Annotated in this window: 13 protein-coding genes; 4 read left to right on the forward strand and 9 right to left on the reverse strand. The window is 68.5% G+C overall.

Annotation, left to right across the window (positions count from 1 at the left end; genetic code table 11):
- Positions 1-7: 7 nt before the first annotated feature.
- Entirely contained in the window at positions 8-1939 is a 1932-nt protein-coding gene (locus IPI43_18350) for a hypothetical protein (GenBank protein ID MBK7776063.1), read from the reverse strand.
- Between the two features lie 69 nt (positions 1940-2008).
- Between IPI43_18350 and IPI43_18355 the strand changes: the two genes are divergently transcribed.
- On the forward strand, positions 2009-3640 hold the full coding sequence (locus IPI43_18355; GenBank protein MBK7776064.1) for a family 1 glycosylhydrolase: 1632 nt from the start codon (positions 2009-2011) through the stop codon (positions 3638-3640).
- Positions 3641-3686: 46 nt separating this feature from the next.
- On the opposite strand, the gene IPI43_18360 is transcribed toward IPI43_18355, so the two are convergent.
- The 5 genes from IPI43_18360 to IPI43_18380 are packed head-to-tail and all read right to left on the reverse strand — an operon-like array spanning position 3687 to position 7624.
- Entirely contained in the window at positions 3687-4895 is a 1209-nt protein-coding gene (locus tag IPI43_18360) for a hypothetical protein (protein ID MBK7776065.1), read from the reverse strand.
- Between the two features lie 33 nt (positions 4896-4928).
- Entirely contained in the window at positions 4929-6071 is a 1143-nt protein-coding gene (locus IPI43_18365; protein ID MBK7776066.1) for an outer membrane beta-barrel protein, read from the reverse strand.
- Between the two features lie 41 nt (positions 6072-6112).
- On the reverse strand, positions 6113-6523 hold the full coding sequence (locus tag IPI43_18370; protein ID MBK7776067.1) for a hypothetical protein: 411 nt from the start codon (positions 6521-6523) through the stop codon (positions 6113-6115).
- A 55-nt stretch (positions 6524-6578) separates the two neighbouring features.
- Complete coding sequence (locus IPI43_18375) at positions 6579-6974, reverse strand: outer membrane beta-barrel protein (GenBank protein MBK7776068.1); 396 nt, start codon at positions 6972-6974, stop codon at positions 6579-6581.
- Positions 6941-7624 (reverse strand): outer membrane beta-barrel protein, encoded by a 684-nt coding sequence (locus IPI43_18380; protein MBK7776069.1) that lies wholly within the window; start codon positions 7622-7624, stop codon positions 6941-6943. The genes IPI43_18375 and IPI43_18380 overlap by 34 nt, the downstream gene beginning before the upstream one ends.
- A 264-nt stretch (positions 7625-7888) precedes the next feature.
- On the opposite strand from IPI43_18380, the gene IPI43_18385 reads away from it, so the two are divergent.
- Complete coding sequence (locus IPI43_18385) at positions 7889-8791, forward strand: hypothetical protein (protein ID MBK7776070.1); 903 nt, start codon at positions 7889-7891, stop codon at positions 8789-8791.
- Between the two features lie 18 nt (positions 8792-8809).
- Here IPI43_18385 and IPI43_18390 read toward each other — a convergent pair whose 3' ends face one another.
- Positions 8810-10285: an amidase gene (locus tag IPI43_18390; GenBank protein MBK7776071.1), complete on the reverse strand. Its 1476-nt coding sequence runs from the start codon at positions 10283-10285 to the stop codon at positions 8810-8812.
- Positions 10282-10653: a VOC family protein gene (locus IPI43_18395; GenBank protein MBK7776072.1), complete on the reverse strand. Its 372-nt coding sequence runs from the start codon at positions 10651-10653 to the stop codon at positions 10282-10284. Before IPI43_18395 ends, IPI43_18390 begins: the two co-directional genes overlap by 4 nt.
- Before the next feature lie 55 nt (positions 10654-10708).
- On the opposite strand from IPI43_18395, the gene add reads away from it, so the two are divergent.
- The gene (add, locus tag IPI43_18400) at positions 10709-11824 is read left to right on the forward strand and encodes an adenosine deaminase (protein ID MBK7776073.1); all 1116 of its coding nucleotides are present in this window, start codon (positions 10709-10711) and stop codon (positions 11822-11824) included.
- Entirely contained in the window at positions 11821-12651 is an 831-nt protein-coding gene (locus IPI43_18405; protein ID MBK7776074.1) for a TatD family hydrolase, read from the forward strand. Before add ends, IPI43_18405 begins: the two co-directional genes overlap by 4 nt.
- 129 nt (positions 12652-12780) lie before the next feature.
- Here the strand turns inward: IPI43_18405 and IPI43_18410 are convergent, their stop codons facing one another.
- Complete coding sequence (locus tag IPI43_18410) at positions 12781-13788, reverse strand: IS4 family transposase (protein MBK7776075.1); 1008 nt, start codon at positions 13786-13788, stop codon at positions 12781-12783.
- Positions 13789-13844: the final 56 nt, after the last annotated feature.

Consider the following 13844-nt stretch of genomic DNA (forward strand, 5'->3'; position numbering starts at 1 on the left):
GGGGAGACTAGGGTGTGGGCAGGCCGTGCGCCAGGCCCGCCTCGGCATACGGGTCCACCAGCGTGGCCACGCCGTCGTCGAAGTGGGAGGACAGGAACGACCCGATGGAGGACCGCGCGAGGTCACTGGTGGGCATGTTCGTGTGGGTGGCGGTGACCACCTCCACGCCCTCCCGGATGACGTCGTACTGAAGGAGGCCGGCAGTCGCCACGCCCTCCCAGTTGCCCATCAGGGGCGGCGTCTCGCTCGAGAACGGCAGGCCCACCACCGGCCGCACCTGCGCGCCCACGTGCGGTATGCCGAGCGCGCGAGCCAGCGAGTAGTTGGAGGCGTTGGTGACCGTGTTGTCGTCCAGGGTGACGCCGAACAGGTAGTCCGGCACCGCCGACCCCGGCCGCAGGCGGTCCAGCAGGACGTGGCGCGCGTAGGCCGAGCCGTCCCCGCGATCCAGCACCATCTGCAGCACCGCGAAGGCCTGCGCGATGGAGTCTTCCGTTTGGCGTCGCAGCACGAAGGTGACCAGCGGCGAGAACGACGAGTCCTCGTCGTAGACGATGCGCGAGAGGGTGCCGCCGCCCTCCATGTTGACCACCGCCGAGTAGGCGTCGCTCATGGCGACCAGCTCGGTGGACATGATGCCGCCCAGGGAGATCCCGAAGTAGACCAGCTGCGTGGCGTCCACGTCGTTCGTGCCGTCACCGTCGAGGTCGCCGTCGCTGGTGAGCATGCGCGTGAGCTGGAGCTTGTCGTAGGAGGACTGGCGCCAGTGGTCGCGCAGGCGGCGCGCATCGAGCACGGGCGGGTTGCTGAGCGTTAGCGCGAAGAAGCGGAACGTGCCCTGGATGCCGGCGAGCATCTCGCCGCCCGTGCTGGGGTGATCGCCGTGGACCAACGCGTCGATGGCCACCGTGGCCCAGCCCTGCTCGGCGAAGCCACCCGCGAAGAGGCCGGCCGAATTGCGTGTGTCCGTCAGGCCATGGCCGAAGACGACGGTGGGGTAGGGCCCCGCCACGCTCGCGGGCGGCAGCCAGATGGAGACCGGCACCTCCCACGTCTGCTGGGGCGCGACGGCGTTCACGTCGATGTCCACGGCACCGTTCTCGGCGCGGTAGTCCTCTACCAGCAGCATGGCCGAGCACCGGCGGTGCGTGCCCTCGTCGGTGCAGCTGGTGTCGGTGAGCGCCGGCGAGAGCGTGTCCACGTGCGACGCGATGGCGACGGACTCGCGCGTGATGGACTGCGTGGTGACCACGTGCAGGGCCACCAGGTCGCGCCAGCTGGTGACCACCCCCAGCTCCTCGAGGCCGTCGATGGCGGCCTGGCGGTCGTCGTCCGGGTTGCGCAACAGGCGGCGCATGCCGGTCGCGGGCTCGAGGCAGCCCCCAGCGGCCGCGCTCAGCCCACGCGTGGCGAAGTAGGCCACGCGGGTGGCCTCCGGGAGCGGCGTGAGCGGGCGCACATACAGGAAGTTGGTGCTGGTGCGCGTCTGACTCGGGACCAGCACGGGCGGCCCGTCGGCGGGCAGCACCACGATGCCGATGCCGTCGGTGACGTGCGCCTCGCCGTCGGCCACCGGCAGCAACGCAGGGTCGAACGTGCCGCTGAAGCCGAGCCACATCTCGCCCTGCACCCCGACACCGTCGAGGTCCACGATGTGCTCTTGAAAGAGCGGTCCCAGCGGCCCGTAGGGCGTCAGGTCCGTGCCCTCGGGGAACGTCATTTGATAGCCGGTGGGCTGTGACGCGTCCTCCACCAAGAAGTCGGTGGTGGGGAATGACGACATGTCCCCGACGCCGGGCTCCCACGCGTACACGTTGCAGCCCTCGGGGATGGACGGGGCATCGCTGCCGCAGCCGAAGACGGACAAGGCGAGAGCGGAGGCGAGGGTGCAGTGGAGCGTCGTGACGACGCCCCGGCGTTCCGGTCGGGGGGCAGACATGCGGCGCAATCTACCAGCTTCTGGACGCCAGGGGTTTCGCGTTGCTCGCCCTTCTGGCAGAAAGCCTGCATGAAGACGCTGCTGCGTGCGGGCCAGGTGCTGGCCTTGTTGGGTTGTTCGGTTGCTTGCCTGTCCTGCGGCAGCGACGACTCCATCGTCATCCGCTTCGCCGACCCGGGCGCGGCCGGCGGCCGGCCGGGTCGAGGCTCGTTCACCCTGGGCGTGGCCACGGCCGCGGCGCAGATCGAAGAGGGTAACGAGAACGCGGACTGGTGGGTCTACACGCAGCCCATCGCGGACGGGGGCCTGGGCGTGGGCCAGTTCGTGGGCGAGGCCGTGCAGGGCTACGCGCGCGCGCTCGACGACGTGGCGCTGGTGGACGAGATGAACCTCGACGCCTACCGCCTGAGCGTGAACTGGGCGCGCATGGAGCCCACGCGCGACAACTACGACGAGGCTGCCTTCGCGCACTACGACGCGGTCATCGACGCGCTGGTGGCGCGCGGCATCAAGCCGATGATCACGGTGCACCACTTCTCGAACCCCATCTGGGTGGACGACCCGCGTGTGCCCGAGTGCCCGCCCGGCGGCCCCACCGACGAGAACCTCTGCGGCTTCGGTCACCCCACCGGCGGCCCCGCCATCGTGGCCGAGATGGCGGAGTTCGCGGGCGAGCTGGCGCGCCGCTACGGCGACCGGGTAGATGAGTGGGTGACCGTCAACGAGCCCATCAATTACCTGGTGGCCAGCTACATGCTCACGGTTTTTCCGCCCGGTCGGAACCTGCTCTTCAACGGCTTCGAGCGCTTCATCGACGTCGTGCGCACCTTCATGGAGGCGCACGTGGCCATGTACGACGCCATCCACGCGAACGATACGGTGGACGCCGACGCCGACGAGCAGACTGCCCTGGTGGGTTTCACCCTCAACGTCATCGAGTGGGCGCCCGCGGTGCGCAACGTGGTGTCGGACTTCGAGAGCGCCGTGCGCGCCCGCAACACGATCCACTACGTCTACAACCACCAGTTCCCTCAGTCGATCCGTGAGGGCACGTTCGACACCGACTTCGACGGTGTGGGCAACGAGACCCACGACGACTGGGCCGGCAAGCTCGACTTCATGGGCGTGCAGTACTACTCGCGTCAGGGCGTGACGGGCTCGCCGGGCCTCATCCCCGAGATCAATGCCACGCCATGCTTCGCGGACTTCGACTTCGGTGCGTGCGTGGACCCCATCTTCGACGCCACGCACTGCGTGCCGGCCATGGGCTATGAGTACTACGAGCCTGGCATCTACAACCTGCTCACGGAGTATGGTGAGACCTACCCGGACCTGCCGCTGACCGTGACCGAGAGCGGGCTCGCCACCAACGTGGGCCGCCGCCGCGCCGAGCACATCGTGCGCTCGCTCGAGCAGATCGAGCGGGCGCGCCGCGAGGGCGTGGACGTGCGCGGCTACTACCACTGGAGCCTGATGGACAACTTCGAGTGGGCGGAGGGCTACGAGCCCCGCTTCGGTCTGTACCGCGTGGACACCACCACCTTCGAGCGCACCGCCACTGACGGTGCGATCCTGCTGGGGCAGATCGCGGCGGCTCGCCGCATCACCGCCGAGCAGCGCGCCGAGTACGGCGGCACCGGGCCCATGACGTCCGAAGGCGACCCGCGCGAGCTGCGAGTGGGCTGCCGTCCGGTGGAGTGAAGGCGAGGCGGAGTCCGAGACCGAGACCGAGGCAGAGGCAGAGTCCTCACAACGGGAGGCGCAGCGCCATTCCCTCGGGGGCTTCGCTCTCGCCGACGGACCAGATGCTCTCGCGGTCGAGGCGGAGTGGCTCGCCGTCGTAAGGGTCCAGCAGCGGTGCGGGGAGGTAGCCCGGCACCAGGTCCGCCTGTCTGGCCGGCAGGGCGCCCGCATGGTCGAAGGCGTACCGCCGCACGGCGACCAGCAGAACGAGCAGGCGCGAGCCCGCCACGGTGAGGTCTTCCCGTACGATCATGCTGTCGTAGTCGGCTGTCGCGAGGTCCAGCAGGATGCGCCCCGTGCGGTTGTGGAGCTGCTGCACCAGCCCGCCATCGGTGCTCCACAACGGGAGCCGCTCGAGGGGCGCGCGCTGCCAGCGCGGCAGGGTGGCCCGGTCCACCACACGCTGCATGTGCATGCGGTACCACACGCGGGTGAGCTCCTCGTCGTAGCCCTTTGCCTCCACCCAAGGCATGGCTTCGTCCTGCATGGCGAACACCGGCTCGACCACGCGCGCCTCCACCGTGAGCGCGCGGGCGATGCAGCCGGGCTCGATCGGTACCAACCCAGCCGCGGCCTGGGCGTGCAGCGCCGGATCGGCCGAGCCGAACGTGGCGAGCAACTCGCGGACCTCGCCGTGTGCCATCTGGTAGATGACCATGCCCATCACCGTGTCCACCAGCCCCGTGTCGCCCAGCATGAGGCGCGCCGCCAGCGCCTGGACGTGGAGCATCTCCGTGAGGCCGAGCGCGGGAGCGCCTTCGGCGGCCTGTGCCCAGCCCGACAGCAGCCAGGCACGGCAGATCTGCAGCAAGGGCAGCAGCAACACGCCCGGGTCATCGAACCCGACAGGCTGTGGGATGGAGAGCCCGGAGGTCTCGGTCACCACCGCGCGCAGGGCATCGATGCGGCCAGCAAACGGCTGCCAGGCGGACAGCTGATCGGCGCTCGGCGTGCTCTCGGCATCCAGGACCCGGTGGAGCTCCGGGGCGTCCGAGGGGAAGTTTGCGCTCGCCTCCGCGATGCGCTCCCAGGCTCGTCCATCGCCCGCCTCTGGGGCGGTTGGGGCGCTGGGCCGCGGCGTGTCGGCCAAGCTAGGCCAACGCGCGTCTTCTCTTTGGACGAGGGCGTAGAGAACGCCTCCGGTGACGGCGCAGAGAAGCAGCAGCCCGCCGAGCACCAGCACGAAGAGACGGGGAGAGCGCGTTTCACCCATGCGCCAGGATACCCCACGCCCGGTGCGTTCGGCTCAGTTGCCGATGCGGGCGGTGAGACCGGCGAGGATGTTGATGGACATGTTGGTGTCCGCCACGCCATCGCGGGTCGCGAAGATGTCCTCGTTGGCCCAGTCGAGGCGCGGCTCGAGGGTCAGGATGACGTTGTCGCCGGGGGTGTAGCGGAAGGTGGGGGTGACGGTGATGAGGCTCTCGGCGCCCATCGTCGAGTAGGCACCGTTGGCGCTGCCGCCGTAGAGGTATTCGACGCGGGCGCCGATGGCGATGTCGTCGGTCACGTCGATGCCGAGGGCGGCGCTGGCGCCGAAGTAGAGCGCGTCGGTGGTGTCACCGGGGAGCATGGGGTTGAAGCGGAGGTCGGCGTTGAGGACGAGCTTCATGCTGTCGGTGAGGCCGATGGTGGCGACCACGTCGATGAAGTGGCCCCAGTCGTTGTTGCCGGCCTCGGCCTGCGTCGCGTAGCCGACGGCGAGGAAGACGTTGTCGCTCGGAGCGAGGGTGACCTGGGCGCCGAAGGCGGGAACCTCGTTGAGGTCGCTGACATCGGCGAAGTCGAAGTTGCCGTTGACCACGAGGAACTTGAGGCCGACGGTGTCGCTGACCGCGTAGTTCACGCGGAGACCGGTGTGGTTGAAGGGCTGCATCAGGAAGTAGAGCGCGCCGCGCGTGTAGTTGACGTTCAGCCACTCGTCCGCGACCTCGGCACCATAGACGGTGTCGAAGAAGCCGAGGTCGATGCTGAGGGACTCCGTGGCGTACCAGGAGGCGAAGCCCTGCTTGACGTTGCTGATGAGCGCGTAGTTGTTGAATCCGGCGATGAGGAGGGGGGCCGCTTCACCGAAGCGCAGGTTGACGGTCACACCACCGTGCTCACCAGCGTACGCGAAGTCACCACCCACGAAGGGAATGCCGAAACCGTGGTTGCGTGCGTACTCACGGTGGTTCGGCTCGGTCGAGACAGAGTCGCCGGTAACGGGGTCGACGATCGCGCCATTCGGCACGCGCTGCGTATCGAACTGGTAGTAGCCCGAGGCGAAGGCCTGCCACGTGACGTTGTCCATGATGGACTCTTCGGGGCTGTCGTCCTGGGCGAGCGCTGCGCTCGGCAGGGCCATCGCCAACATGATCAAGCTCAGACGTGTTGAGAGATTCTTCACGGTTCTACTCCAGTCAGCGTTGGGTTGAGGTGCGTCGTGGGTCAGCGGGACCCGCGCGGAAGGTGGGGATCGGCGACCGCGCGGCACGTGGCGTCGCACTCCGGAAAGCGAACGACCAGCTCGGCCTGATCCCGGCAGAAGTCCGCAAGACCAACCTGGTGCGAGCGACAGACGGTCGCGAGCGATTCGATCGTCCGGTCGTACAGCGCACGTCGTTCCGCGGCTGGGAGGCCCTCGATCGCCCGGCTCGGCCTCATCGCGCGCCATGCGCTGAGCCCGATCAGGAGCGCAACGGCGACGACCGCGACGATGCGCAACCGCCAACGGAACGCTTGCTCGCTTGCTGTGGCTTCGTGTTTCGGCACACCCCCTTCGTACAGCTGCCTGCAGCAAGGGGCTGTCAAACCTTGGACAGCGAGCGTCAAGATGCCGTCAAGAACGAAGAAGGCCACCCCGTGGAGGGTGGCCTCTCTCGAATCAGCCTGGCGTGGGCGCCAGGTTCTCGGCTCAGTTGCCGATGCGGGCGGTGAGACCGGCGAGGATGTTGATGGACATGTTGGTGTCCGCCACGCCATCGCGGGTCGCGAAGATGTCCTCGTTGGCCCAGTCGAGGCGCGGCTCGAGGGTCAGGATGACGTTGTCGCCGGGGGTGTAGCGGAAGGTGGGGGTGACGGTGATGAGGCTCTCGGCGCCCATCGTCGAGTAGGCACCGTTGCCGCTGCCGCCGTAGAGGTACTCGACGCGAGCACCGATGGCGATGTCGTCGGTCACGTCGATGCCGAGGGCGGCGCTGGCGCCGAAGTAGAGGGAGTCGGTGGTGTCACCGGGGAGCATGGGGTTGAAGCGCAGGTCGGCGTTGAGGACGAGCTTCATGCTGTCGGTGAGGCCGATGGTGGCGACCACGTCGATGAAGTGACCCCAGTCGTCGTTGCTGTTGGTGTCGAGGGCTCCGTGCCGCGCGTGTAGTTGACGTTCAGCCACTCGTCCGCGACCTCGGCACCGTAGACGGTGTCGAAGAAGCCGAGGTCGATGCTGAGGGACTCCGTGGCGTACCAGGAGGCGAAGCCCTGCTTGACGTTGCTGATGAGCGCGTAGTTGTTGAAGCCGGCGATGAGGAGGGGGGCCGCTTCACCGAAGCGCAGGTTGACGGTCACGCCACCGTGCTCGCCGGCGTACGCGAAGTCACCGCCGACGAAGGGAATGCCGAAGCCGTGGTTGCGTGCGTACTCGCGGTGGGAGGGCTCTGTCGAGACAACGTCGCCGGTGACGGGGTCGGTAAACGAGCCATTCGGCACGCGCTGCGTGTCGAACTGGTAGTAGCCCGAGGCGAAGGCCTGCCACGTGACGTTGTCCATGATGGACTCTTCTTCTGCGAGCTCTTCTTCGACCTCCTCCTCGACCACTTCCTCGAGCGGCGTTTCTTCTGCGGCCGGCTCGGCGTAGGTGGTGGGCTCTGCCGCTACGGGCTCGGCGGTGTCTTCCTGGGCGAGGGCTGCGCTCGGCAGGGCCATCGCCAACATGATCAAGCTCAGACGGGTTGAGAAGTTCTTCACGGGTTTTGCTCCAGTCAGCCTTGGTGTGAGACCCAGCATGGTTTGTGTCTCCAACGTTCCAGGTTCGCGTTCCGTCGAAGTCTGTTCACCTCGACTACTGGAGTGACCTTGGCCGCAGGAGATTTCGAGTGTGTTTCGTGATCAGCACCGAAAGGCAAAATGAGACACGGAAAGTATTCCCCTGAATTCAAGTGTTTCAGGGCGGTTTCAGCGTCGTGAGCGCGCTGTTGCACCAGCCTCGAATTGCGCCACGATGAGGCCTCCATGCCCTCGCCCCGTGCCTCGAGTCCCTTCCCGCAGCTTGCCTACGGGACCCCGCGCAAGCTCCCGCGCGCGAAGTCCCTGCCAGGCCGCGTGGTGGTGCTGGACGTGGCTTTCGCGGCAAATGCGGGGGGCGCCAGCTTCGAGGGCGTCACCAAGCCCTTCCTGGACGGCCTCGGATCGCGGCTGGCGATGTGGATCGACCACCACGATCACGAGATGCACTCGGCCTACGCCGACGACCCGCGCTTCGTGCTGCGCACCAAGGCCCAGCACGGCGCCTGCCCCGAGCTGGTCACGCCCGAGCGCGTGGCCTGGGCGGGCGAGATCCAGACCATCTGCTGCCACGTGGACTTCGACGGGCTGTGCAGCGCGGCCAAGTGGATCCGCGGCGGCGTGGAGCCCTACGCGGGGGCCGACGACGACGCACGCGCTATCGACACGCGCCTCGGCGAGCCGAGCGAGCGCGCCGCCCTCATCGATCGGGCGCTGCGCGCGCGGCACCGCGACGACGGACTCAAGGGCGTGATCGTGCGCTACCTCGCGGGCGGGGCCTCGGACGCGGGCTTGTTCGAGCCCATTCGCGACGCCGCGAAGAGCCTGGATGGCCGCGAGCGCGAGGCGCACAAGCTGGCCACGCGCTACACGGTGGCCAGCAACATCGCGTTCTGCGACGCCACCGAGCGCGGTGGCCACTACGACAAGACGCTGCTGCTGTTGCTGGGCCAGGAGCTGGCGCGGGTGTCGGTGGTGCTCGACGAGACCACGGTCACGGCGGCGGCCAAGTTCGACAGCGGCGTGGATCTGGTCGCGCTGCTGGGCCTCACCGGCGGCATGCCCACCCGCGTGAGCGTGGAGCGGCGCCGACTGGACGAGGTCATGACCGCCCTCCGCGGCGCCGTCTGACCAGCGCTCTTTCCGCGCTCAGATGGAGGGCCGCACCCAGCCCCCGAAGGCGCGCTCGAGCTCGTGCGCGACAGCCAGGGTGAGGTGGTCGTGGCCATGCCCCGCCGCGACCTGCACGCCGAGTGGCAGCCCGCGCGGGTCGAGCCCCAGGGGCACCTGCGTGACCGGCAGCTGCATGACGTTGAGGATGGCCGTGTAGACCCACAGGAAGGGCCACAGCAGCGGCACGTCGTGCTTGGGGGCCACCATGCCGTACGGCGGGTAGAGCATGACGGTGTCGCCCGCCAGCGCCTCGTCGAGCTCGGCGCGCAGCAGGCGCCCCTGCTCCACCATGGCGCGCGTGTGGCCCGGCGCGAGGTCCGTGATGCGCTCCCCCACGGCCAGGATGACCGCCGGCAGCGTGTGCGCCGAGCGCCGCGTCAGCAGCTTGGCCAGCTCCGGCACGCTCTTCCACTTCTCGCCGTTGGCGAGCAGCGTGGCGAACGGTGTGCCCTGCGAGTCGTGCAGCATGCTGGACCAGATGTCGAAGGCCTTCTTGAGCCGCACGAAGCGGCGCTCTTCGACCTGGCAACCCAGCGACCGTAGGTGCTCGGCGACGCGCTTCTGACTGGCCCGCAGCGCGGGGCTCACGTACGTGCGCCCGTCATCCGGCACGTTGAGGACGCGCACCCGCGACAGGTCCACCTGGGTGGGGTCCAGCAGGGGGATGGGCTTGGTGTTCGCGTCGCTCTCGTGCGGGCCCGCGAGGATGCGCACGAGCATGCTCAAGTCTTCGGCGCGCCGCGCGATGGGCCCGGTGCTGAGGAAATTGCCCGCCGCGCCGTCGCCCTCGGGGTACTGGCCGCTGTTGGGGATGAGGCCCGCGCTGCACTTGTGGCCGAACACGCCGTTGAAGAACGCAGGCATGCGGATGGACCCGCCCACGTCGGAGCCCAGCCCGAAGAGGCTGGCGCCCGAGCCCACGATGGCGCCCTCGCCACCGGAGCTGCCGCCCACGATGCGGCTCGGGTCGTAGGGGTTGTTGGTGCGCCCGTAGACCCGGTTGAAGCTCTCCATCCACATGCACAGCTCGGACACGTTGGTGACGCCCACCGGGATGGCGCCCGCGTCGCGCAGGCGCGTGACGGCCGGGGCGTCTGCGCTCGGGCGGAAGCCCACCCGCGCGGGGAGGCCGGACGTCTGCGGCATGCCCACCAGCGCGAAACACTCCTTGATGGTGCAGGGCACGCCGTGCAGCGGCGGCAGCGACGCCACGTCTTCACTGGCCAGGCGGCGGTCGGCCAGCTCGGCCTCGGCGCGCGCCTCGTCGAAGCGCGTGGCCACCACGGCGTTGAGTGTGGGGTTCACGCGCTCCACCTCGGCGATGCAGGCGTCCACCATCTCGCGCGAGCTGACCGCGCGTCGGCGGATGCGGGTGGCCACCTCCATGGCGCTGGCGCTGCGCAGCAACTCGAGGGGGCTGGCATGGTCTCGCAGGGGGGCGCGTTCGGTCATCGTGTCTTTTCGCTCGGGGGGGGAGGGAAGGTGTAGTCGGAGAGCGCCACGCGCCGCCCGTCCGGGTCGCGGAAGTAGAGAGTGTGCGCCGTCTCGGCCTCGATCGTCACGCCGTGCGTGGCGAGGTGCGCGCGGGCGCGGGGCAGGTCGCCGTCCGTGGCTAAAAGCGCCAAGAGCTCGCGGGTGCCCGGAGGCGGTGCAGGCTCGTCGGCTGAAGCGCGCTCGATCATGAGCACCGCGTCGTCTAGCTGCAGCCACACCCCGCTGCCGGCCTGAACGGGCCACGGCCCGAGCGCGAGCACGTCACGGTAGAACGCCACCAGGCGGTCGACGTCGTGGGTGCGCAGGGCGAGGTGGTGCAAGCGCATGGCGTTCGAGGCTCGCAGTAGCACGCCTCGGGGCGTGTTGTTATCGTCCTGGGTGATGCCGTCCGCAACGCCCAATCTCCCGCTCGCGTTCTTCGAGCAGCTCCCCAAGACCGACCTGCACGTCCACCTCGATGGGTCGCTGCGCCTCGGCACCATCCTCGACCTGGCCGAGCAGGGCGGCGTGGAGCTCCCTTCGCGGGATCCAGAGGCGCTGTCGCGTGCCATGCACCTGGGCGAGAACACGGGCTCGCTGGTGGAATACCTGAAGGCGTTCGACGTCACGCTGCGGGTCATGCAGACCGAGGCGTCGCTCGTGCGCATCGCCTACGAGCTGGCCGAGGACGCCGCGAAGGAGAACGTGCGCTACATGGAGGTGCGCTACTCGCCCATGCTGCACACGCGCGACGGGCTGGGGCGCGCGGCGGTGGTGGAGGCCGTGCTGGCCGGGCTGTGGCAGGCGCGTCAGGATTTCGGCATCCAGAGCCAGGTCATCCTGTGCGGCATCCGCAACATCTCGCCGCACTCCTCGGTGGAGATGGCCGAGCTGGCGGTGGCCTACAAGAACCGCGGCGTGGTGGGCTTCGACCTCGCGGGCGCCGAGAACGACCACCCCGCCAAGCACCACCTCGAGGCGTTCCAGCTGGTGCGCGACAACAACATCAGCGTCACCATCCACGCTGGCGAGGCCTATGGTCCGGCCAGCATCCACCAGGCGCTGCACGACTGCGGGGCGCACCGTATCGGGCACGGCTGCCGGCTGCGCGAGGACGGCGACCTGCTGCACTACGTCAACGACCACCGCATCGCCCTCGAGTGCTGTCCGTCCAGCAACGTGCAGACGGGCGCCGTGCGCGACCTGGCCAGCCACCCCCTCAAGCTCTACTACGACCTCGGCCTGCGCGTGACCGTCAACACGGACAACCGCCTGATCACGGACACCACCGTCTCGCGCGAGCTGCACCTGTGCCACACGCGCATGGGGCTCGACCTGCAGGGCATCAAGCACGTGGTCCTGAACGGCTTCAAGGCGTCGTTCCTGCCCTTCCACGAGAAGCAAGACCTCATGCGCCGCGTCTCGCGCGAGCTCGAGCGCTTCCACGCCGATGGCAGCATCGATGCGCCGCGCCCGGTGACGGAGACCGAGGGCAAGGCCGCCCACATCGGCGCGTGAGGTTGTTCGACTCGCACTGCCACCTGGACTTCCCCGAGTTCGACGCCGACCGCGGTGAGGTGCTGCAGCGGGCGCGCGCGGCGGGTGTCTATGAGCTGCTGGTGCCGGGCTACGAGCCCGAGCAGTGGCTGCGAGCGGGGGCCATCGCGCTCGCTGCGACGGAGCGCGGGCTCACCGTCCGGACGGCCGTGGGCATCCACCCCTACGCGCTGGCTGGCGGAGCGAGCGTGTGGGTCGGTCGCGCTCCCGGCGTGCTCGCTGCGACATTGGCGGAAGCCGCCACCATGCCGGGGGTCGTGGCAATAGGGGAGTGCGGCCTCGACGCGTCGCTGGCGGACCGTCTGGGAGAGGCTTGCAGCCTCGCGCAGCAGAGCGCCGTGCTGCGCGAGCACCTGCACGCGGCCACCACCTGTGAGCTGCCGTTGGTGCTGCACGTGGTGAAGGCGCACGGGCTCGCGCTCGAGCTGCTGCGCGGTGCTCCCGCGGTGCCGTGCCTGACCGCTCGGGGTGTCATCCACGCGTTCTCCGGCTCTCCCGAGCTGGTGCGCGAGTACGTGGACCTCGGCCTCATGCTGGCCTTCGGCGGCGCGCTCACCCGGCCGAACCACGAGAAGGCCCGCGCGGCGGCTCGCTCCACGCCAGATGAGTGGCTGCTGGTGGAGACCGACGCCCCGAGTGGCCGGCTCGCTTCCGGCCCGGAGCGCAACGAGCCCGCCGCGCTGGCGCAGGTGGTGGAGACGCTGGCCCAGCTGCGAGGTCAGTCGGTGGAGCACGTGGCGGCGCTCACGTATGCGAACGCGAGGAGGCTGTTCCAGCTCCCGCCCTGAGCGGCGAGGGGCGGGATCGTCACCGTGGGCGTGGTCCTCTACCGACTCATCACAAGTCTTGTCAGGCACTGACACGTAGAATCGGCCATGTTTCTAGGGATATTGGCACCCCGGCTGGAAGCTGCCCACTCATCGCTTCTTCATCAGCTTTTTGGCGAGTTCTGGGTGTTCAGCGATCGCTGAGAAGAACTCCATGTAGCGGGCCAACTCGACGAGGCCGCGAGCAATCGTGGTCGAGCCGGGTTCGTACTTGGTGTAGTGACCGGCCCACCCACCGAGGTCGGCGATCCAGCGGACCGCTGTTTTTATCGGGGGAATCCCGTCGGGAACCAGCTCCACGCTGGTCTTGATGCGGCGCTTGGCGAAGATGAGGACTTGGATCTCGTCTTCGGTGAGCTCGCAGGTGGCGGGTTCATCAGGCTGGGTGCGAGCCAGCCGCTTGAGGTGTTCGGTTCGTGCGGCCACAGAGGCGAGAAGGATGGCCCATTTTCGGATTCCGTCGGCGCTGCGGAGGTGGATGTTTTCGGCGTCGCAGCCGCCGGCCTTCCACGTCCGATGAAACTCTTCGATTCGCCAGCGCGCGCGATAGCTGTCGATGACGCGCTCGGCGTCCGCGAGCTTCGCCACGGGACGGTTCGTGAGCAGGACCCAGTGAATGGGCGTGCTGGTGTTCCGCACTTCGAGGACTTCGACCACGCCGACTTCGAGCGCGACCCGCTCGTCTCGCCGCTCGTACGTAGGGAGCATTAGTTTCAGGGACCTTGCGCGAATGACGACCTTCGCAGTACGGGCAGCACACGAGTGCGATCGAGGGACCTGCAAGACGCGTCGACCCAGAGGCTTCGCCGCGCTCACCGCCGAGAACAGTCTCGTCGACTTGCCTCGCCACTCGACCACGCGGTCCTGGGCAGCCCGGATCGTGAACCATGTGCCAGCCTGTCCGAGTTGCCTGAGCAGCTTGGACTCATCCGCCTCGCGGTCCATCACGAACCAAGATCGGACGCCAGGAGCGTGCTTCTCGAGGACCTGGTTGACGCTCTCGACGGATGCACTCCAGTGCTTCATCTCGGTGTCTCGCTTACGACGACGAAGGTGTCGGCTCGGCTTCTTCTGGCTCTTCCGCCTGCCAGTTTGCACCCCGAAGGGACCGCCGGGTTTTCAGGATCATGGGACCAGGGGAAGGTCCGACGACA

This window comes from Sandaracinaceae bacterium (assembly GCA_016706685.1).
In the GTDB taxonomy this organism is placed as follows: Bacteria; Myxococcota_A; Polyangia; order Polyangiales; family Houyiibacteriaceae; genus JADJJE01.

Coding starts and splice junctions, on each gene's coding strand:
- add (MBK7776073.1), top strand. CDS start 10,709: ATGCCGTCCGCAACGCCCAATCTCCCGCTCGCGTTCTTCGAGCAGCTC.
- IPI43_18395 (MBK7776072.1), bottom strand. CDS start 10,653: ATGCGCTTGCACCACCTCGCCCTGCGCACCCACGACGTCGACCGCCTG.
- IPI43_18355 (MBK7776064.1), top strand. CDS start 2,009: ATGAAGACGCTGCTGCGTGCGGGCCAGGTGCTGGCCTTGTTGGGTTGT.
- IPI43_18385 (MBK7776070.1), top strand. CDS start 7,889: ATGCCCTCGCCCCGTGCCTCGAGTCCCTTCCCGCAGCTTGCCTACGGG.
- IPI43_18390 (MBK7776071.1), bottom strand. CDS start 10,285: ATGACCGAACGCGCCCCCCTGCGAGACCATGCCAGCCCCCTCGAGTTG.
- IPI43_18350 (MBK7776063.1), bottom strand. CDS start 1,939: ATGTCTGCCCCCCGACCGGAACGCCGGGGCGTCGTCACGACGCTCCAC.
- IPI43_18360 (MBK7776065.1), bottom strand. CDS start 4,895: ATGGGTGAAACGCGCTCTCCCCGTCTCTTCGTGCTGGTGCTCGGCGGG.